Genomic DNA, 17,623 nt, shown 5'->3' on the forward strand with positions numbered 1-17,623 from the left:
CACGCGGCTCCCGATCTGCCTATCGTGGTGCGGTGGAACCCCTGGACGATCTCCTCCGCGGCATCCGGGCCGACGGATCCGTGCTCGGTACGCCGGTGCTCGCCGCCCCCTACGCCTTGCGCTTCACCGACGGCGCGGCCCTCACCTTGATCGCCCCACTGCGCGGCGAGGCCTGGATCGTGGCCGACGAGACCCCGCTGCTGGTCCGACCCGGCGACACAGCGGTCGTCCGTGGCGCCGCGCCGTTCGTCGTCACCGACGACCCGGATCGCCTCGGCCCGGTCGTCGACGTGCTCTGCGACGGCACGGTGCAGGGCGCCGGCAGGCCGTACGACGAGACGGTCGGTGGCACGGTGCTGCTCGCCGGCGCCGCGCACGTGCGGGCCGACGTACCGGCTCGGCTCTTCCGCGAGCTGCCTCGCGCGCTGGCCGTGGCGTCGGACCACGACTGCTCGCAGTTGCGCGACTACCTCGAGGACCGGATCGCGGCCGGGGCGCACGGCCAACGGGTCGTGCTGGACCGCTTGATCGACTGGCTGCTGGTCTGCGCACTGCGCGACTGGTTCGAGCAGAACACACCGCCGTGGTACCGGGCCGTCGGCGACCCGACGGTCGGCCCCGTGCTGCAAGCCCTGCACAACTCACCCGCAGCGCCGTGGACCTTGGCGTCGCTGGCCGGCCTGGTGAACGTCTCGCGGACGACGCTCGCCCGCCGCTTCACCGAGCTCGTCGGCGAGCCGCCGCTGACCTACCTCACCGACCTGCGGATGTCACTGGCCGCCGACCTGCTGACCGAGCCGGACGCGACCGTCGCCGCGGTTGCCCGCCGGGTCGGGTACGCCGACGCGTTCAGCTTCAGCACCGCTTTCAAGCGTGAGCGCGGTACCAGCCCGAGCGCCTACTCCCAGCCGGCTCAGAAGGCCGGCCAAGGGATCGCCGGCCAGTCGTCGCTCGGGAGCGGGAAGGTCCCGGTCTTCAGCAACGTCGCGCACCGCTCCCGCGTCGCGGACAGCTCGACCGCCGTGATCAGCTCGCACAGCTCCTGACCCAATGCACCGGCCAAGCCGTCCGCCAGTTTGCGGACGTCGTCCAGCAGCTCGCTCGGGACCGGTTCACCGGCCCAGCCCCACAGCACCGTGCGCAGCTTGTCGTCGGCGTTGAACGTCACGCCGTGGTCGACGCCGAAGACCCGCCCGTCGCCCGGATTGAGCACGTGACCGCCTTTGCGGTCGGCATTGTTGACCACGGCATCGAACACCGCCATCCGGCGCAGCTGCTCGTTGTCCGCGTGCACCAGCGTGACCGGGTTGTGCCGTCCGTCGAGCGCGTCCAGCACGCCGACCCAGCCCGACGGCACGCGGCCCTGCGGCACGATGTCGACCAGCTCGGTCTCACCGGGCGGCAGCTCCGCCTCGTCGATCCACAGCTGCACCATGCCCTCGCCGAGCGGCCCGTCGCGCAGCAGCGTCGGCGGTACGACGGACCAGCCGAGCGCCTCCGACACGACGTACGCCGCGTACTCGCGCTGGGCCAGCGTGCCGTCGGGGAAGTCCCACAGCGGGCGCTCGCCCTGGACCGGCTTGTAGACGACCGTCGCGGTCTCGCCGTCCAGGCTGACGGTGCCCTGGAAGGTGCCGTTCGACGCGGCCACGAGCCGCCCGTTCAGGGACAGCTCGCCGTGCGCGAGCAGGGCTGTGGCATTCATCGGCCGGTCATTCGCGGACATGCCGACGATAACCGTTGGCGCGCGGGCAAATGTGCCCCTCCGGGTCGATCGGGCGGCCGCAGAACGGGCAGCTCGGCCGGCCGGACGCCACCAGCGCGACCGCCCGGCGGGCGAACGCGCGGGCCTGCTCCTCGCTGATCCGGACGATGAAGACCTCGGACTCCTCCGACTCCAGCGCCGCGGTGACCGGGTCGGCCTCCTCCAGCTCGGCCTGCTCGCCGGTGACGACCGCGAACACCTCGATCACCACCCGCTCGGAATCGGCCTCCCAGGCCAGCGTCATCGTGCCGGCCCGGAACTCCTCCTCGATCGGCTGCTCGAGCGGATCGGTGTCGTCCACCCCGACCTGCGGAGCCGGCTCCCGGTCGAACCGCCGGGCCACCTCGTCCAGCATCACGTCGAGCCGCTCCGCGAGCGCCATCACCTGTTCCTTCTCACAGGCCACCGAGGTCAGCCGGGTGCCCGACCGGGCCTGCAGGAAGAACGTCCGGGCACCGGGTTCTCCGACGGTGCCGGCGACGAACCGGTCCGGGTCGTCGTACGAATGCACTACGCGCGCCATACCTCAGACCCTATCTGCCGCCGACGACAGCATCGGAGGACGGTACGGCGGACTTGCGGCTGCCCTTCTTCGCCTTGGGCGGCGGCGGCACCAGCGAGGCCAGTTCGCTGCCGGAGTCGTTCAGCCGGACCAGGAACGGGCGGGTCGGGGTGTAGCTGATGATCGTCGTACTGGCGGTGTCGACGACGATCCGCTGGAAGGTGTCTAGGTGCTGGCCGAGCGCGTCGGCGACGATCGCCTTGATCACGTCGCCGTGCGACACCGCGACCCACAGCGCGGCCGGTCCGTGACTGGCCGCCAGCGCGGCGTCGTGGGCCCGGATCGCGTCGACCGCGCGCTGCTGCATGCCGCGCATCGACTCGCCGTTCGGGAACGTCACCGCCGACGGGTGTTGCTGCACCACGGTCCACAGCGGGTCCTTGGCCAGCGTGCTGATCTTCTGGTTGGTCCAGTCGCCGTACCCGCACTCGGTCAGCCGGCGATCCGTTGCCGGACGCAACTCGGGGTGGTGCTTCGCGATCGCGGCGGCAGTCTGCTTGCAGCGGTCCAGCGGCGACGTGACGATCGCGGCCAGCGGCAGCCCGGCCAGCCGCTCCGCGACCAGGGCGGCCTGCTGCACACCGGTGTCGTCGAGCTTCACTCCGGGGGTCCGGCCGGCCAGAACGCCGGATGTGTTGGCACTGCTGCGGCCGTGCCGAACCAGAATCACCGTGGGCATAGACCGCACGTTATCCGGTCGACGCAAGTCCGCGGTGGGATGATGGGCAGCGTGATCGTCGACTGCGGGGTGTACGCCGAAGGTGAGCGCAAGGACCTGCCCGCCGACCCGGAGACCGTGGCGCAGGCGATCGGCGTCGACGGTGAGAGCTTCGGCTGGGTCGGTCTGCACGAACCGACCGCGCAGGAGCTGACCAGGGTGCAGCAGCTGTTCGGCCTGCACCCGCTGGCGGTCGAGGACGCGCTCAAGGCCCATCAGCGCCCGAAGGTCGAGCGGTTCGGCGACTCGGTGGTCGTCGTCCTGCGCACCCTCTGGTACGTCGACGAGGGCGACGCGGTCGAGACCGGCCAGGTCAGCGTTTTCGTCGGGCCGCGGTACGTCGTCACCGTCCGGCACGGCGAGGGCGCCCCGCTGACCACCGCCCGGCAGGAGCTGGAGGAACGCGCCTCGGTGCTCGGCCACGGCCCGGCCGCGGTCCTGTGGGCGATCTGCGACTCGGTTGTCGACGGCTACGAGTCGGTCGCCGAGCAGGTCGAGATCGACGTCGACGAGGTGGAGAGTTCGGTGTTCTCCCCCGACCGGACCAGCGACGCCGAGCGGATCTACCTGCTCAAGCGCGAGGTGCTGGAGATGCGCCGCGCGATCGGCCCGCTGCGCGACCCGATGGAGGCCTTCGCGCACGGTTCGGTCCCGCTGGTCAGCAAGGAGGCGGCGCCGTTCTTCCGCGACGTCGCCGACCACGTGATCCGGGTCTCCGACCAAACCGAGGCGCTGGACACCCTGCTCAGCTCGGCGCTGAACGCGCACCTGGCCCGCGTCTCGGTCCAGCAGAACGACGACATGCGCCGGATCTCCGCCTGGGTCGCGATCGCCGCGGCGCCGACGATGATCGCCGGCATCTACGGCATGAACTTCGACAACATGCCCGAGCTGCGCTGGTACTACGGCTACTACGCCTGCCTGGCCTTCATGGTTGTCGTCTGCACCACCATGTACGCCGGCTTCCGCCGCGCCGGCTGGCTGTAGAAGCACCCGGCGCGGCGTACGGCGTACTACGTGGCGGTGATCGTGCTGGTGGCGAGCAGGATCAGGATCACGATGCCGAGCAGGATCCGGTAGAAGGCGAACACCTCGGTGGTGTGCTTGGCGACGAACTTGATCAGCCAGGCGACCGACGCGTAGCCGACGATGAAGCTGACGACCGTGCCGACGACAACCGGTACGACGCCGACACTGCCGTCCAGCGCGTGTGGCAACTCGAAGACCGCGGCGCCGACCAGGGCCGGGATGCCGAGCAGGAACGCCATCTTGGTCGCGGCGACCCGGTCCAGGCCGCGGAACAGACCGGCGGTGATGGTGGCGCCCGAACGCGACACCCCGGGGATCAGCGCCAGGCACTGGATGAGGCCCATTACGATCGCGTCGAGCAGCGTGATCCGGGTCAGTGGCCGGGCCTTGCTGCCCAGCCGCTCGGCCGCGACCATGAAGAACGACCAGACGATCAGCGAGCCGGCCACCCACCACATGCTGCGCAGCGGGCCGGAGATGATGTCGCGGAAGACGAACCCGACGACGCAGATCGGCAGCGAGCCGACGATCACGAACCAGCCCATCCGGTGGTCGAACTCGCCCCGGTACTCCGGGTGCCGCAGCCCCTTGAACCAGGCCACGGCGTAGGTCCGGATGTCCTTCCACATGAACAGTACGACCGCCGCGATCGCGCCGAACTGGATCACCGCGGTGAAGGCCGTGATGGCCGGATCGTCGATCTGCTGACCGAGGATCTTCGAGGTGATGGTGAGGTGCCCGGTGCTGGAGACGGGCAGGAACTCGGTGAGCCCCTCGACGATGCCGAGGATGATGGCGTCCCAAATCGTCATGGAAGGTCAGTCACCGATCCCGGCGAGCTCGAGCGCCTCGGTCACCGTGTGCAGAGCGGCGATCCGCTGCTCGACGGTCGGCGCGAACGGGGTCAGCGTGACGGTGGTCGCACCGGCCTCGGCGTACGCGGTGAGCTTGTCGGCCATCCGCGCCTTGTCGCCGAGCAGCGAGATCGCGTCGATGAAGCCGAACGGCACGGCCGCCATCGCCTCGCGGTGCTTCTTGGCCAGGTACAGGTCCTGCACCTCTTTCGCCGCGTCGGCGTAGCCCATCCGGACCGCGAGCTGGTTGTAGAAGTTCTTCTCCCGGCTGCCCATCCCGCCGACGTACAGCGCGGTGTAGCCACGGATCGGGTCGGCGGCGGCCCGCAGGTCGTCGCCGGCCATCACCGGCACGGTCGCGACCACGTCGAAGCCGTCCAGTCCCAGGCCCGGCTCCCGCGTCTCGCGGCCGGTCCGGATGTGGTTCAACTGTTCTCCCAGGTAGGCGGGGTCGTTCAGGATGCCGAGCCAGCCGTCGGCGATCTCGCCGGCCAGTTCGAGGTTCTTCGGCCCGACCGCCGCAAGGTACACCGGCACGTGATCGCGCAACGGGCGGGTGGACAGCTTGAGCGCCTTGCCCGGACCGTCCGGCAGCGGCAGCGTGAAGTGCTTGCCGGCGTAGCTGATCGTCTCGCGGCGCAGCGCGGCGTTCACGATCTCGACGTACTCGCGGGTGCGCTCCAGCGGCTTGCCGAACCGGACGCCGTGCCAGCCCTCGGACACCTGCGGCCCGGACACCCCGAGGCCGAGCCGGAACCGGCCGCCGGACAACCGGTCCAGGGTGGCCGCGGTCATCGCGGTCATCGCCGGGGTGCGGGCCGGGATCTGCAGGACGCCGGCGCCGACGTCGATGGCCGAGGTCTGGGCGGCGATCCAGGTCAGCAGCGTGACGGCGTCCGAGCCGTACGCCTCCGCGGCCCAGGTGACCGAGAACCCGAGCCGTTCGGCCTCCTTCACCAGCCTCAGATGATCCAGATGGTCGTCGCCACCGAGCACGAAGCCGATGTTGAGTCCGAGTCGCATGACAGGCGAGCCTAACGAGCCGTTCCCGGTCGCTCGCAATAGGCTCGGTTTCATGCAGCAGCGCTATCTCGGTCACAGTGGTCTGGCGGTGAGCCGGCTCGGCCTGGGCACCATGTCGTGGGGCCGGGACACCGACGAGCACGAGGCCCGTGAGCAGCTCGCCGCCTTCGTGGCGGCGGGCGGGACCCTGGTCGACACCGCGGCGGCGTACGGGGACGGTGACAGCGAGCGCCTGATCGGTACGCTGCTCGGCGACGTGGTGGATCGCGACGACCTGGTGATCGCCACCAAGGCCGGTTTCAGCGTACGCCGCGGCGAGCGGATCACCGACACCTCACGCGGCGCCCTGCTCCGCGACCTGGAGGGCTCGCTGCGGCGGCTGAACGTCGACCACATCGACCTGTGGCAACTGCACACCTGGTCCGACGACGTCCCGCTGGAGGAGACGCTGTCGGCGCTCGACCACGCGGTCAACTCCGGCAAGGTCCGGTACGTCGGCGTCTCGAACTACGCGGGCTGGAAGTCGGCCCGCGCGGTCACCTGGCAGCAGGCCTGGCCCGGCCGCGCGGTCCCGGTGTCCAACCAGGTGGAGTACTCGCTGCTGGCCCGCGACGCCGAGGCGGACGCGATCCGCGCCGCCGGCGGTCTGGGCATCGGCGTACTGGCGTGGTCGCCGCTTGGGCGGGGCGTGTTGACTGGGAAGTACCGAACCGGCATCCCCGCGGATTCCCGGGCGGCGTCTCAGCATCTGTCCAGATTCGTCGACCCCTACCTCGACGGGCGCGGGTCGGGCATCGTGGAGGCGGTGGCCCGGGCGGCCGACGGCCTCGGCTGGACCCCGCTCGAGGTCGCGCTGACCTGGGTCCGCGACCGGCCGGGCGTGACGGCGGCGATCGTCGGGGCCCGGACGGCGATGCAGCTGAAGTCGGTGCTGGGAACGGAGGAGCTCACCCTCCCGCCGGCCATCGCGGCCGCGCTGGAGGATGTCTCGTGAGGTAGACGGCTGGTGTGACGGAGGTGCGGATGGCCGAGTACGAACTGCAGCAGTTCGAGGTGTCCCGGACGGAATCGCGCGGCGCGGTCCGCCGGCTGCTCACCGAGCACGCCGAGTACGGCGGCTGGGAGCTCGCCCGGCTGCGACGCTATCCGGACGGCACCCGAAGAGTCTGGCTCCGCCGCCGAATCATCAAGGTCATGCGGACGCTCTGAGGGGATTTCATCCCACGCGCGCTACGCGGTCGACCTCCGTCGCTTCGCTCCTCCGGACGACCGCTACGCCCGCTCCCGCCCACCCTCCGGCTTGGCGCCGGCGAGGGTTGCCGGCTTATCGCCGGCATTTTCCGGCTGGCGCCGGGAGTACGGGCTTATCGCCCGTGCGTGCCGGCTTGCGCCGGAGGTACCGGCTACTGCTGGTTTCGCGGGCGTACCGCCCGCGCTTTGCGCATGTAGCGCAGCCCGACCACGGCCGCCGAAGCGCATCGCCGCGATGACCTGGCAGGGACGCCACTGCCTACATCCCACCGAGGTTGGGCGCTCGCCGCCGCTGACCTCAGCGGAAAGGCGAGTGCTGGTTGGACTGCTGACCATTGCAGGTGTGTGAGCCCGGTTCGCTGGGTACCCGCCGTCGCCGGAGAGCGAAGCGGGGGTCGAATGAGCGAGAACGACGCGGTACGGCGGTTGCGCCGGACCGCCGCCGATCAGTACGGCTGGAAGCAGTTGCGGCCGGAGCAGTTGAAGGCGATGACGGCCGTGGTCGCCGGTCAGGACACCCTGGTGGTGATGCCGACCGGCTCGGGCAAGTCCGCGATCTACCAGGTCCCCGCGCTGCTGCTCGACGGTCCGACTGTCGTGGTGAGTCCGCTGATCTCCCTGCAGCACGACCAGGTGGCGTCGCTGCTGGATCACGGCGTGCACGCGCGCGAACTCAACAGCACGGTCAACGCCGGGGACCGGGAGACGGTCTACCGCGAGCTGGCTGACGGCCGGCTGCGGTTCGTGTTCCTGGCACCCGAGCAGCTGGCCCGTTCCGACGTACGGGACCGCTTGGCCGAGGCGAAGCCGTCGCTGCTGGTTGTCGACGAGGCGCACTGCGTTTCGTCCTGGGGTCACGACTTCCGGCCGGACTACCTGCGGCTGGGCGACGTCGCGGAGCAGTTGGGGCGTCCGACCGTACTCGCGCTGACCGCGACCGCGTCGCAACCGGTCCGGGCGGAGATCAGCGATCGGCTGCGGCTGCGCGACCCGCTGGTCGTGGTCGCGGGGTTCGACCGGCCGAACCTGTCGCTGGCGGCTGTTCCCGCGGCTGATGCGAAGGCGCGGCTGGAGGCGGTCGTCGAGCGCGCGGCTGGGATCGCGGGGACGGGCATCGTCTACACGACGACCCGGCGGGAGACCGAGGAGTACGCCGCCGCCTTGAACGGGCGTGTCGCCTCGAGCGCGACCGAGGCCCCCGACCGTCCCGCCACGTCTCCGTCCAGCACGTCCTCCTCCGCCACGTCCCCTTCCAGCACGTCCCCCTCCGCCACGTCCTCCTCCCGCGGTGGCCGCTTGCGGGCAGCGGCGTACCACGCGGGGCTGCGCAAGGCGGAGCGGGCCCGCGTCCACGAGGACTTCCTGGCCGGCCGGCTCGACGTGGTGGTGGCGACGACGGCGTTCGGCATGGGCATCGACAAACCGGACGTCCGGTACGTACTCCACGCGGGGGTCGCCGACTCGCTCGACTCCTACTACCAGGAGATCGGGCGCGCGGGCCGCGACGGTGAGCCGGCCCAGGCGGTGCTGTTCCACGGCGCGGCCGATCTCGGCCTGCGACGCTTCCTGTCGGCGGCGCCGCCGGATCCAGAAGCGATCGCGCAGGTGCTCGCGGCCGTGAATGCTGCCGGCTCTCCCCCGCTCCGCCGGGTTCTGGCCCAGCAGACCGGCCTGTCGACTCGCCTGGTCGGCCGCTGCTGCTCGCTGCTCGAACAGGTGGGCGCAGTCCGCTTCGACCGCCGCAACCGGCTGCACCCCGGCTCCTCCGAAGGCGACCCGGTCGAGGAGGCGATCCGCCTGGCCGAGACCCGCCGCCAGGTCGAACGCTCGCGGCTCGACATCATGCGCGACTACGCCGAGACGACCGGTTGCCGCCGTCAGTTCCTGCTGTCGTACTTCGGGGAGGAGATGCCCGAGCCGTGCGGCAACTGCGACTGCTGCCACAACGGCACGGCCCAGCAACACACGCGCGACCGCCGTGAGTCGCCGTACCCGCTCGACTCGCAGGTCCGGCATGCTGAGTTCGGTACCGGCCAGGTGCTGCAGTACGACGGCGATCGCATCGTCGTTCGCTTCGACGAGGTCGGCTATCGCACGCTGTCGCTTGCCGCCATCGAGCAGAACGACCTGCTCGAGCGGCTGTGATCAGCGGTCTTGCCGCACCAGGATTTGGGGTTCGGCGGTCCTGGCTCCTCGCCGTACGAGGACTCCGAGGGCGACGGCGCTGGTGAGCAGGCCCGCGCCGACCAGCGTCGCCTCGGCGCCGGCGGTCGCGATGATCGGTCCGCCGACGAAGAGGCCGGCCGAGCTGCTCGCGTTGACCACCACGCTCTGTCCGGAGAGCAGCGCTCTCCGCTCGGCGCCGTACGACGTCCTGGTGATCAGCACCGAGATCGCGGCGATGCCGAGCACGACGGTCACGCCGGAGAGCGCGCCCAATACGGCGACCACGGCCGGCGTCGTCCACACGCCCATGCCGACCCAGCACAGGCCCATCGCGGTCCAGGCCAGCGCGGCGACCGGGATCGGTGGGATGCGGCGGACGACGGCGAGCGACACCACCGTGCCGAACAGCGCGCCGGCGCCGTACCCACTCATGCCCGCCGCGAGGTAGACGCCCGGTTGACCGCGCTCGGCGCCGATCACCGAGAGCCCGAGCGTGAAGGCGAACCAGGTCAGGCACCCGGTCCCCCGGGCGATCCAGCCGTACAGGATGTCCGGGCGCCCGCGCAGGCTCGCCCGGATCGACGGCGCTTCTGCTCCGCCCTGGCCCCGCGCCTCCGCGCCACTCAACGGCCCCGCGCCACTCAACGGCCCCGCGCCACTCGCCGGCTCCGTGCCGCTCAGCTGCTGTGCCGCACCCGCACGCTCAGGCTTGACCCGTACGGCGAGCAGTCCCGCCCCGAGCACCGTCGCCGCCTCGATCCACAGCAACGTGTTGGCCAGCCCGGTGGCGACCGCGACGGCGCCGATCGGTGGACCGACCAGCATGCCGATCCGGCGCAGCCCGTCCTGCCAGGTCAGCAGCAGCACCGCCCGGTCCACTCGCCACCGGTCGCCGGTGTCAGCGAGCAGCGCCGAGCGACCTGGGTTCGACAACGCGTCGGCACAGCCGAGCAGCAACCCGCTCAGGATCAGCAGCGCCGGGCTCAGCGCTCCCAAGGCCGCCGCGCCGGGCACGAGCGCCAGCGCGACAGCCGACACCGCAGCGACCACGGCAAGCCGCGGCCCCGAATCGACCCACTGCCGCGCCCTCCGCGCCCACCACGGCGAGAGCACCACCGGGATCCCCACCGCGCCGCCGGCCAGACCGGTCGCCGCCACCGAACCGGTCTCGTGCAGCACGACCAACGGCAACGCGACCTGCGCGATCCGAAACGCGAAGTCCGCGGCCGCACCACCCGCCAGCAGCATCACGGCGTCCCGGCGAGCTCCCATACCTGCGATCCTCAGGTCTCCCGGGCGATCCAGGTAGCCGTGCGATCTTGCGCACCACCCATAGCCTGAACCTATGGCCTCATCACCCAGCCCATCGGTCGACGATCTCCGCCTGGTGCTCACCGTGCACCGCACGGGCTCGGTCGGATCGGCGGCCCGCGAGCTCCGGATCTCCCAGCCGTCCGCCTCGCAACGCCTGGCCCGCCTCGAACGCGCCTGCGGCGTCAAGCTCTTCGACCGCGACACCCGCGGCGCCCGGCCCACCGCCGCCGGCCACGAACTGGCCCGCCGCGCCGAACACATCCTCGGCCATCTCGAGGACGTGTACGACGCCACCCGCGCGGCCGCCGCCGGCTCGCGGCTGGTCGTCGGTACGTTCGCGAGCCTCGCGCCGATCCTGTTCCCGGTCCTGGACGCCGAACTGCCCGACCTCGAGATCGAGCAGCAGGTCGACCACGGCCACTTCCTCGTCGACAAGGTTGCCGAGGGCACCATGGACGCGGCGTTCATCGCGATCGCCGACCAGATGGTGCTGCCCCGCGGCGCCGTCGCCCGCACCGTCGGCCGCGACGAACTCGTGCTCTTCGCCCCGGCCGGCACGGCACCACCCGCCCGAGGCCGCCGGCCCCTGAAGGACCGCCCGATCCCCTTCTCCACCTACGACCGCGGCGCCGACGACCTCCGCGCCCGCCTGCTCACCCTGGGCGCCACACCCCGCCGCGGCGTCACCCTCGCCACCACCATCGCCATGGCCCGCCGCCGCAACCACCTGGCCCTCGTCCCCCGCAGCGCCCTGGCCCACGAACTCCACCCCGGCGAACGCTTGCTCCCAGCCCCTTTCCGCTACCGCCTCACCCTCTCCGCCGTCACCCGCAGCACCCCACCCACACCCTTGACCGTCCTCCTGCCTCGCCTGAGATCAGCCCTCAACCTCACCCGCTGACGGCGGAAGAGGTGTCTAGTCGACGCCGAGGATCCGCAAGCCGTGGTAAGTGCGGAAGTCCTCGAAGTCCTTCAGGTTCAGGGTGGCGAGTGGCAAGTCGTAAGTCAGGCAGCAAGCCGCGATCCACATGTCGTTGACCGGACGAGGACGGCCTCGCTGAATGCCGGCCGCCGACAACCGGCCCCATGTGGTGGCGACGGCTTCATCGCCCGGTAGCACAGGAATGTCGGACAGCCAGTCGGCCAGTGCCTGGCGACTGCTGGCACCCCAGTGCCGAATCTCCACCCACTTGGTGAGTTCGCCGAAAGTGATGAAGGTGATCAGCGGTCGCCGACCGATCAACGAGTGGTGAGTGGCCCGGTGAGCTTGCGTTTGTGGGTCAGCGAGGCGACATCGGTGTCCAGGATGACGGGCTGCACTGGTCAGGCGATCTCGCGGTGACGCTCGGCGTAGGTGAACGCCAAGAATTCGTCGAGCTCGTCTTCCGACGAGAAAGTGTCAGCCGCCAGGTCGTCGACCGACTTGATCGGCGGGGTGTTCTTGGCCGCGAGCAGCTCCTCGACCGACAGGCGAGCACGGGCAGGTGTCGACTCCGGCTGGTCTGCCTTGTGCGTCCCCACGGCATTCACCTGCTCTCGTCAACCTGTCGAGCCCGAACAAAGCAAGTATAGGGCCGTCCTCAGGCCTCGGTGAGGAAGCGGTCGAGGACCCGGGAGCCGAACTCCAGCGAGGCCGTCGGCACGCGCTCGTCGATGCCGTGGAACATCCCCATGAAGTCCAGGTCGGGCGGCAGTTGCAGCGGTACGAAGCCGAAGCACCGGATGCCCAGCCGCGACCACGACTTCGCGTCCGTCCCGCCGGACATCAGCAGCGGCGCCGTGCGCGACTGCGGGTCCTCGGCGGCCAGGCAGGCCTTCATCGCTTCGACCAGGCCGCCGCTGAACTCGGTCTCCAGGGCGATGTCCTCGATCACGGTCTCGCGCTGCACCTTGTCGCCGAGCAGTTCGTCGATGGTGGCGAAGAACTCGTCCTCGTAGCCGGGCAGGAAGCGGCCGTCGATGTGGGCCTCGGCGTCGCCGGGGATCACGTTCACCTTGTAGCCGGCGTTCAGCATCGTCGGGTTGGCGGTGTTGCGGATCGTCGCGCCGAACATCCGGCTGAAGCTGCCGAGCTTGGACAGCACCCCGGTGCGGTCCTCGGGGTCCAGTTCGGTGCCGAGCAGGTCCTCCAGCGTCTTCAGGAACTCCCGCACGGTCGGCGTCAGCCGCAGCGGCCACTCGTGCTCGCCGATCCGGGTCACCGCCCGGGCCAGTTCGGTCACCGCGTTGTCGTCGTTCACCATCGACCCGTGGCCGGCCGTGCCGCGGGCCTTGAGCCGCATCCAGTTCATGCCCTTCTCGGCGGTCTCGATCAGGTACAGCCGCAGGTCGTCCTGCACGGTGATCGAGAACCCGCCGACCTCACCGATGCCCTCGGTGCAGTCCGCGACGGTGTCCGGGTGGTTGTTGATCAGCCACTGCGCGCCGTACAGGCCGCCGGCCTCCTCGTCGGCGGTGAACACCAGCCGCACCGGCCGCCGCGGCTTCACGCCGGCCCGCTGCCGCGCCCGGACCACCGACAGCACCATCGCGTCGAAGTCCTTCATGTCGACCGCGCCCCGGCCCCACACGCAGCCGTCGAAGATCTCGCCCGCGAACGGATCGACCTTCCAGTCCTTCGGATCCGCCGGTACGACGTCCAGGTGCCCGTGCACCAGCAACGGATCGGCCGAGGAGTCCTCGCCCTCCCAGTGCGCGACCAGCGTCGCGCGCCCCGGCGCGGACTCGTAGATCGTCGAATCGATGCCGACCTCGTCGAGCTTCGCCGCGACGTACTCCGCCGCGCCGCGCTCCCCGTTGCTCTTCCCGTTGCCGTAGTTCGTGGTGTCGATGCGGATCAGCTCACTGCACAGCTCCACCACCTCGGCGTCCGGCTGGTACGAGGTGCTCGCGGAAGACGTCGGAGAAGTCATGTCCCTATCCTCCCCCTACCGGAGCTCGCCCCAACCAGCGGCCCGTTCGGCTCGTACGGTGAGCGCTGCGAACGACCTGGGGAGGACAGCGATGACCAACGAGCCACTACCCCTGCCGCACCTGATGCGGCTGGCGGACGGCCGGCTGCTCGGCTGGTACGAGTTCGGAGACCCGGCAGGTCGCCCCTGCCTCTACCACCCCGGTACGCCGGCGTCCGGCCTCGCAGGCATCGCGTACGACGCCGCAGCCGCGGCCGAAGGCGTCAGGTGGATCTCGATCGACCGCCCAGGCTACGGCGTCTCGGACCCGCGGCCCGGCCGCACGCTGCTCGACTGGCCGAGCGATGTCGCCGAACTCGCCGATCACCTGGGCATCGACCGGTTCACGGTCGCCGGTGAGTCGGGCGGCGCCCCGCACGCACTCGCGACGGCGTACGTGCTGCCGGAGCGGGTCACGACGACGCTGGTGATCGCCGGATTCCTGTTCGGCGACCAGGCCTGGGTCCGCCACGGCATGAACCCGGCGCTCAGCACCCTCGCGCTGCTCGGCCAGCGCGCACCCTGGGCTGTGCCCGCGTTCCTGCGATTGTTGCGCCGGGCCCCGAAACCGCCGCTCGAGCGCCTGCTGCCCGCCGACCGGGAGGCGATGACCGCGGTCGACTCCCGTGCGTTGCAAGGCGGCCCGGACGCGTACCGGCAGGGAGCCGCGGCGGCGATCGCCGAAACAAGGCTCGTCACCTCACCCCCAGGATTCCCGCTGGAGGCGGTGACCAGCCCGATCCACCTCTGGCACGGCACCGCCGACGACGCCGTGCCGTACGCCGCCGCCCTGCGCGCGACCGACGTACTCCCGAACAGCACCCTGCACACCGTCGAGCACGGCGGTCACCTGCTCGCCTGGACCCGTCAGGCCGAGATCGTGCGGCACGTGGCGCACTAGGCGCGCACGCGGCGGCAAGGTCGGCATCTTTTGGTCACGGCCTGGGCACCAGCCACGAACCCGGGCGCATACTCCCGGAGGGCCCGGCAGAGGACCGGGCCGTTTTCCCGCCCGAATCCGGAGTTCCCGTGTCCTTGCCCGTGTCCCGTCGCGCCCTGCTGTTCGGCGTTCCCGCGGCGGCCGCCGTCCTCGCGTCGCCCTCGTTGCGTACCAGCGCCGAGGCAGCCCAGAGTCAGCTCGACGTCGCCCATCAGAGCCCGATCGACATTCGCACCGGTCATGCCGTGACCAACCTGGCGCTGCCGGCGCTGCACGTTCACTACCCGACCTCGATCGACCTGGCGATCCGTTACGAGAGCCGCGACTCCGGCCAGCCCGGTGGCTGCGAGAACCGGACCGCGGAGGAGACGATCCTGGCCGAGATCCCGGCCGGCGCCGCCTGGGTGACCGTCGGCGGCGTTCGCTACGACCTGGTCAACTTCCACTTCCACACCCGCTCCGAGCACCGGCTGAACGGTCACCAGTACGCGCTCGAGCAGCACTTCGTGCACAGCGGCCCGAACGGCGAGAAGCTGGTCGTCGCGCTGTTCATCACCACCGGCGGCCCCGGCGGCACGCTGCAGGACCGGGTGCTGGCCACGGTCCCGATGGAGTGCGACGAGGACGTCCACCTCCCGCGGCTCAACCTCGCCGCCGCGCTCCCGTACGACCTCTCGACGTACCGGTACGACGGATCGCTGACCACCGCGCCGTACACCGAGCCCGTCTCCTGGCTGGTGCTCGCCCACCACCGCGAGATCCTCCCGGTCTCGCTGGAGCACTTCCAGAGCCGCTTCCCCGACGGCGACAGCCGCCCGCTCCAGCCGCTCAACGGCCGCAGGGTCCAGTACCGCCCGCAACACTGACCTTCTCGCGGGCGGGCCGTCGAGCCCGCCCGCGAGCAGCGCGAAGGTCAGCGCCGTACCCGCGGCCCACCGGCGCTGCCGATCAGGCCTGGGTGCGCCCGGCCTTCTCCGCCTTCTCGGCCTTCAGCTCGGCGGCCTCCCGCTGCACCTCGGCGTGTGTGTTGCGCTCACGCCGGAGCCACTCCGGGAACTCTTCCTTCAGCGCCTCGATCTCGTCGGTGGTCAGCGGGTCCATCACTCCGGCCCGGGCGAGCCCGGAGATGGACACGCCGAGCTTGGCGGCGACCACCGGGCGAGGGTGCGGGCCGGTACGCCGCAGCTCGCGCAGCCACTCCGGCGGGTCGGCCTGCAGGGCGTTGAGCTCGTCGCGCGAGACGACGCCTTCCTGGAACTCGGCGGGGGTCAGGTCGAGCAGCACACCGAGCTTCTTCGCCGCAGTCGCGGGCTTCATCGTTTGAGGGGATTTCTGCGACGTCATACCGCCAGGGTATCGAGGGTTGACCGGCTCCCCGACCACCGGCGGATAGCCTGACCCGGTGACCGACCCCGCAACCGGCGCCGCCGCCCCCGCCTCCTTCCGGCTCGCGTACGTCCCCGGCGTCACGCCGGCCAAGTGGGTCCGGATCTGGAAGGAACGCCTCCCCCAGGTCCCGTTGACGCTCGTCACGGTCACCGCCGCGGAGGCCGCGGACGTCGTCAGGGCGGGTGAGGTGGACGCCGGCCTGATTCGGGTGCCGGCCGACCGAACCGGGCTGATGGCGATCCCGCTCTACACCGAGACGACGGTCGTCGTCGTACCGAAGGACCATCTCGTCACCGCTGCCGAGGAGGTCACGGCCGCCGACCTGGCCGACGACTTCATCCTGTATCCGCAGGACGACACCCTCGTCTGGACCGACCGGCCGGGTGAGGCCGCCACGATCGTGCCCGCGACCACCGCCGACGCGATCGAGCTCGTCGCCGCCGGCGTCGGCCTGCTGATCGTGCCGCAGTCGCTGGCGCGCCTGCATCACCGCAAGGACCTGACGTACCGGCCGCTCGTCGACGCTCCCGAGTCGAGCGTCCTGCTCGTCTGGCCGGAGCCGGAGAGCAAGGGCGAGCACAGTGAGCTGATGGAGGAGTTCATCGGCATCGTCCGGGGTCGCACGGCCAACAGCACGCGCAGGTCGCAGCGCGTCGACCAGCAGCCGGCGGGGAAACTGACCGCCAGCCAGAAGGCCGCCGCGAAGAAGGCGAGGAAAGCCGCGCCCGCGCAGAAGGCCGTGGCGCCGCGCCGCGGCAAGCCGCGCCGCTAGGTTCCGCACAGCGCGGTGGGGTACCGGGCGGCCAACGCACCGCTACCCACCGAGGGGAACGACATGTCCGCAGTACTCCTGACCGGCGCCGGCAGCGGGATCGGCGCCGCCACCGCACTCCGTCTCGAGCGGTCGGGCCACCGCGTCTTCGCCGCCGTACACGATCCCCACGACGGCGAGATCCTCGCCAAGCAGTCGTCGGACGCCTTGTCGGTCCACCAGGTCGACGTGACGAACGCCGAGTCGGTCCGCGCGCTGATCGCCGAGGTCGACGCCGCACTCGGCGACCAAGGACTGGATGCGGTCGTGAACGTCGCCGGCGAGGGAGTCGCCGGCCCGCTGGAGCTGCTGCCGATCGACAGCTTGCGGCACCAGCTCGACGTCAACGTGGTCGGAACGGTCGCCGTCACCCAGCTCGCGCTCCCGCTGCTGCGTCGTGGCACACCGGGCCGGGTCGTGTTCGTCGGGTCGATGGGCGGGCTGGTCTCGGTCCAGCTGGCCGGCGCGTACCACGCCTCCAAGTACGCCGTGGAGGCGATCGCCGACGCCTGGCGCCAGGAGCTCGCGCCCGACGGCATCGCGGTCTCGCTGGTCGAGCCCGGCCCGGTCGCCACTCCCCTGTGGGCCAAGGCGATCCAGACCCTGGACCGCCTGCCCGCCAGCGACCGGTACGCCGAACGGGTCGACGCGTTCCGCGAGAGTCTGCGCAACGCGTCGAAGAACGGCGCGAGCCCGCACAAGGTGGCCGAGACGATCGAGCACGCGCTCACCGCGGCGCATCCGCGGACCCGCTACCCGATCGGCGCCGCGGCCGTCGTCGTACCGAAGATCCGGCGGCTGATCCCGGACCGTCTCTTCGACAAGGCCGCCCAGCGGGTCACGCACTGAG

The 17,623-nt window shown here is 71.0% G+C and carries 19 protein-coding genes and 1 pseudogene; 10 read left to right on the plus strand and 10 right to left on the minus strand.

The annotated features are described in order from the left end of the window. Nucleotides 1–95: 95 nt before the first annotated feature. A pseudogene (locus ACQPXM_RS22020) lies at nucleotides 96–845 on the plus strand (AraC family transcriptional regulator); the annotation flags it as partial. Between the two features lie 68 nt (nucleotides 846–913). Here ACQPXM_RS22020 and ACQPXM_RS22025 read toward each other — a convergent pair. Genes ACQPXM_RS22025 through ACQPXM_RS22035 form a run of 3 tightly spaced genes read right to left on the minus strand, consistent with a single transcriptional unit; the run spans nucleotide 914 to nucleotide 3,006 of the window. Continuing rightward, nucleotides 914–1,705 carry an SCO1664 family protein gene (locus ACQPXM_RS22025; RefSeq protein WP_432935987.1) on the minus strand — a complete coding sequence of 264 codons (792 nt, stop codon included), beginning with the start codon at nucleotides 1,703–1,705 and terminating at the stop codon, nucleotides 914–916. Between the two features lie 7 nt (nucleotides 1,706–1,712). Further along, nucleotides 1,713–2,288, minus strand: coding sequence for a DUF3090 domain-containing protein (locus ACQPXM_RS22030; RefSeq protein ID WP_432935988.1), 576 nt, complete (start codon nucleotides 2,286–2,288; stop codon nucleotides 1,713–1,715). Between the two features lie 10 nt (nucleotides 2,289–2,298). Further along, nucleotides 2,299–3,006, minus strand: coding sequence for a histidine phosphatase family protein (locus ACQPXM_RS22035; RefSeq protein ID WP_432935990.1), 708 nt, complete (start codon nucleotides 3,004–3,006; stop codon nucleotides 2,299–2,301). A 42-nt stretch (nucleotides 3,007–3,048) separates the two neighbouring features. Between ACQPXM_RS22035 and corA the strand changes: the two genes are divergently transcribed. Further along, nucleotides 3,049–4,032: a magnesium/cobalt transporter CorA gene (corA, locus tag ACQPXM_RS22040; RefSeq protein WP_432935992.1), complete on the plus strand. Its 984-nt coding sequence runs from the start codon at nucleotides 3,049–3,051 to the stop codon at nucleotides 4,030–4,032. Between the two features lie 26 nt (nucleotides 4,033–4,058). Here the strand turns inward: corA and ACQPXM_RS22045 are convergent, their stop codons facing one another. Both ACQPXM_RS22045 and ACQPXM_RS22050 read right to left on the minus strand, forming a co-directional pair. Continuing rightward, a complete protein-coding gene (locus ACQPXM_RS22045; protein ID WP_432935994.1) occupies nucleotides 4,059–4,886 on the minus strand; it encodes an undecaprenyl-diphosphate phosphatase in 828 nt (275 codons plus the stop codon). Nucleotides 4,887–4,892: 6 nt separating this feature from the next. Next, the gene (locus ACQPXM_RS22050) at nucleotides 4,893–5,951 is read right to left on the minus strand and encodes an LLM class F420-dependent oxidoreductase (protein ID WP_432935997.1); all 1,059 of its coding nucleotides are present in this window, start codon (nucleotides 5,949–5,951) and stop codon (nucleotides 4,893–4,895) included. A 52-nt stretch (nucleotides 5,952–6,003) separates the two neighbouring features. Here ACQPXM_RS22050 and ACQPXM_RS22055 point away from each other — a divergent pair, with 52 nt between their 5' ends. The 3 genes from ACQPXM_RS22055 to ACQPXM_RS22065 all read left to right on the plus strand — a co-directional run bounded on the left by ACQPXM_RS22055 (nucleotide 6,004) and on the right by ACQPXM_RS22065 (nucleotide 9,347). After that, nucleotides 6,004–6,945: an aldo/keto reductase gene (locus tag ACQPXM_RS22055; protein WP_432935999.1), complete on the plus strand. Its 942-nt coding sequence runs from the start codon at nucleotides 6,004–6,006 to the stop codon at nucleotides 6,943–6,945. Between the two features lie 29 nt (nucleotides 6,946–6,974). Continuing rightward, nucleotides 6,975–7,160 (plus strand): DUF5703 family protein, encoded by a 186-nt coding sequence (locus tag ACQPXM_RS22060; RefSeq protein ID WP_077014804.1) that lies wholly within the window; start codon nucleotides 6,975–6,977, stop codon nucleotides 7,158–7,160. 441 nt (nucleotides 7,161–7,601) lie between these two features. After that, nucleotides 7,602–9,347, plus strand: a complete 1,746-nt coding sequence (locus ACQPXM_RS22065) for a RecQ family ATP-dependent DNA helicase (protein WP_432936003.1) — start codon at nucleotides 7,602–7,604, stop codon at nucleotides 9,345–9,347. On the opposite strand, the gene ACQPXM_RS22070 is transcribed toward ACQPXM_RS22065, so the two are convergent. Beyond that, nucleotides 9,348–10,640, minus strand: coding sequence for an MFS transporter (locus ACQPXM_RS22070; RefSeq protein WP_432936005.1), 1,293 nt, complete (start codon nucleotides 10,638–10,640; stop codon nucleotides 9,348–9,350). It lies immediately after the preceding gene. A 73-nt stretch (nucleotides 10,641–10,713) separates the two neighbouring features. Between ACQPXM_RS22070 and ACQPXM_RS22075 the strand changes: the two genes are divergently transcribed. Then, entirely contained in the window at nucleotides 10,714–11,583 is an 870-nt protein-coding gene (locus tag ACQPXM_RS22075) for a LysR family transcriptional regulator (protein ID WP_432936007.1), read from the plus strand. 15 nt (nucleotides 11,584–11,598) lie between these two features. On the opposite strand, the gene ACQPXM_RS22080 is transcribed toward ACQPXM_RS22075, so the two are convergent. From ACQPXM_RS22080 to ACQPXM_RS22090, 3 genes are all read right to left on the minus strand, one after another. Then, nucleotides 11,599–11,925, minus strand: a complete 327-nt coding sequence (locus tag ACQPXM_RS22080) for a type II toxin-antitoxin system VapC family toxin (protein ID WP_432936009.1) — start codon at nucleotides 11,923–11,925, stop codon at nucleotides 11,599–11,601. Nucleotides 11,926–12,005: 80 nt separating this feature from the next. Further along, nucleotides 12,006–12,203: a hypothetical protein gene (locus tag ACQPXM_RS22085; RefSeq protein ID WP_432936011.1), complete on the minus strand. Its 198-nt coding sequence runs from the start codon at nucleotides 12,201–12,203 to the stop codon at nucleotides 12,006–12,008. A 59-nt stretch (nucleotides 12,204–12,262) separates the two neighbouring features. Next, on the minus strand, nucleotides 12,263–13,594 hold the full coding sequence (locus ACQPXM_RS22090; protein WP_432936013.1) for a M20/M25/M40 family metallo-hydrolase: 1,332 nt from the start codon (nucleotides 13,592–13,594) through the stop codon (nucleotides 12,263–12,265). Nucleotides 13,595–13,685: 91 nt separating this feature from the next. On the opposite strand from ACQPXM_RS22090, the gene ACQPXM_RS22095 reads away from it, so the two are divergent. Both ACQPXM_RS22095 and ACQPXM_RS22100 read left to right on the plus strand, forming a co-directional pair. Further along, nucleotides 13,686–14,534: an alpha/beta fold hydrolase gene (locus tag ACQPXM_RS22095; protein ID WP_432936014.1), complete on the plus strand. Its 849-nt coding sequence runs from the start codon at nucleotides 13,686–13,688 to the stop codon at nucleotides 14,532–14,534. Nucleotides 14,535–14,662: 128 nt separating this feature from the next. Then, entirely contained in the window at nucleotides 14,663–15,439 is a 777-nt protein-coding gene (locus ACQPXM_RS22100) for a carbonic anhydrase family protein (protein WP_432936017.1), read from the plus strand. Nucleotides 15,440–15,521: 82 nt separating this feature from the next. Here ACQPXM_RS22100 and ACQPXM_RS22105 read toward each other — a convergent pair whose 3' ends face one another. Then, a complete protein-coding gene (locus ACQPXM_RS22105; RefSeq protein WP_432936019.1) occupies nucleotides 15,522–15,890 on the minus strand; it encodes a DUF5997 family protein in 369 nt (122 codons plus the stop codon). Between the two features lie 85 nt (nucleotides 15,891–15,975). Here ACQPXM_RS22105 and ACQPXM_RS22110 point away from each other — a divergent pair, with 85 nt between their 5' ends. Continuing rightward, complete coding sequence (locus tag ACQPXM_RS22110; protein ID WP_432936021.1) at nucleotides 15,976–16,734, plus strand: LysR family transcriptional regulator substrate-binding protein; 759 nt, start codon at nucleotides 15,976–15,978, stop codon at nucleotides 16,732–16,734. Nucleotides 16,735–16,797: 63 nt separating this feature from the next. Then, nucleotides 16,798–17,622 carry an SDR family oxidoreductase gene (locus ACQPXM_RS22115; protein WP_432936023.1) on the plus strand — a complete coding sequence of 275 codons (825 nt, stop codon included), beginning with the start codon at nucleotides 16,798–16,800 and terminating at the stop codon, nucleotides 17,620–17,622. Nucleotide 17,623 lies beyond the last annotated feature (1 nt).

The organism is Kribbella sp. CA-253562 (genome assembly GCF_050942265.1).
Classification (GTDB): domain Bacteria; phylum Actinomycetota; class Actinomycetes; order Propionibacteriales; family Kribbellaceae; genus Kribbella.

Bases quoted from the DNA above. Each gene is read 5' to 3' on its own strand.
- ACQPXM_RS22025 (WP_432935987.1), bottom strand. From the start codon at position 1,705: ATGAATGCCACAGCCCTGCTCGCGCACGGCGAGCTGTCCCTGAACGGG.
- ACQPXM_RS22030 (WP_432935988.1), bottom strand. From the start codon at position 2,288: ATGGCGCGCGTAGTGCATTCGTACGACGACCCGGACCGGTTCGTCGCC.
- ACQPXM_RS22035 (WP_432935990.1), bottom strand. From the start codon at position 3,006: ATGCCCACGGTGATTCTGGTTCGGCACGGCCGCAGCAGTGCCAACACA.
- corA (WP_432935992.1), top strand. From the start codon at position 3,049: ATGGGCAGCGTGATCGTCGACTGCGGGGTGTACGCCGAAGGTGAGCGC.
- ACQPXM_RS22045 (WP_432935994.1), bottom strand. From the start codon at position 4,886: ATGACGATTTGGGACGCCATCATCCTCGGCATCGTCGAGGGGCTCACC.
- ACQPXM_RS22050 (WP_432935997.1), bottom strand. From the start codon at position 5,951: ATGCGACTCGGACTCAACATCGGCTTCGTGCTCGGTGGCGACGACCAT.
- ACQPXM_RS22055 (WP_432935999.1), top strand. From the start codon at position 6,004: ATGCAGCAGCGCTATCTCGGTCACAGTGGTCTGGCGGTGAGCCGGCTC.
- ACQPXM_RS22060 (WP_077014804.1), top strand. From the start codon at position 6,975: ATGGCCGAGTACGAACTGCAGCAGTTCGAGGTGTCCCGGACGGAATCG.
- ACQPXM_RS22065 (WP_432936003.1), top strand. From the start codon at position 7,602: ATGAGCGAGAACGACGCGGTACGGCGGTTGCGCCGGACCGCCGCCGAT.
- ACQPXM_RS22070 (WP_432936005.1), bottom strand. From the start codon at position 10,640: ATGGGAGCTCGCCGGGACGCCGTGATGCTGCTGGCGGGTGGTGCGGCC.
- ACQPXM_RS22075 (WP_432936007.1), top strand. From the start codon at position 10,714: ATGGCCTCATCACCCAGCCCATCGGTCGACGATCTCCGCCTGGTGCTC.
- ACQPXM_RS22090 (WP_432936013.1), bottom strand. From the start codon at position 13,594: ATGACTTCTCCGACGTCTTCCGCGAGCACCTCGTACCAGCCGGACGCC.
- ACQPXM_RS22095 (WP_432936014.1), top strand. From the start codon at position 13,686: ATGACCAACGAGCCACTACCCCTGCCGCACCTGATGCGGCTGGCGGAC.
- ACQPXM_RS22105 (WP_432936019.1), bottom strand. From the start codon at position 15,890: ATGAAGCCCGCGACTGCGGCGAAGAAGCTCGGTGTGCTGCTCGACCTG.
- ACQPXM_RS22115 (WP_432936023.1), top strand. From the start codon at position 16,798: ATGTCCGCAGTACTCCTGACCGGCGCCGGCAGCGGGATCGGCGCCGCC.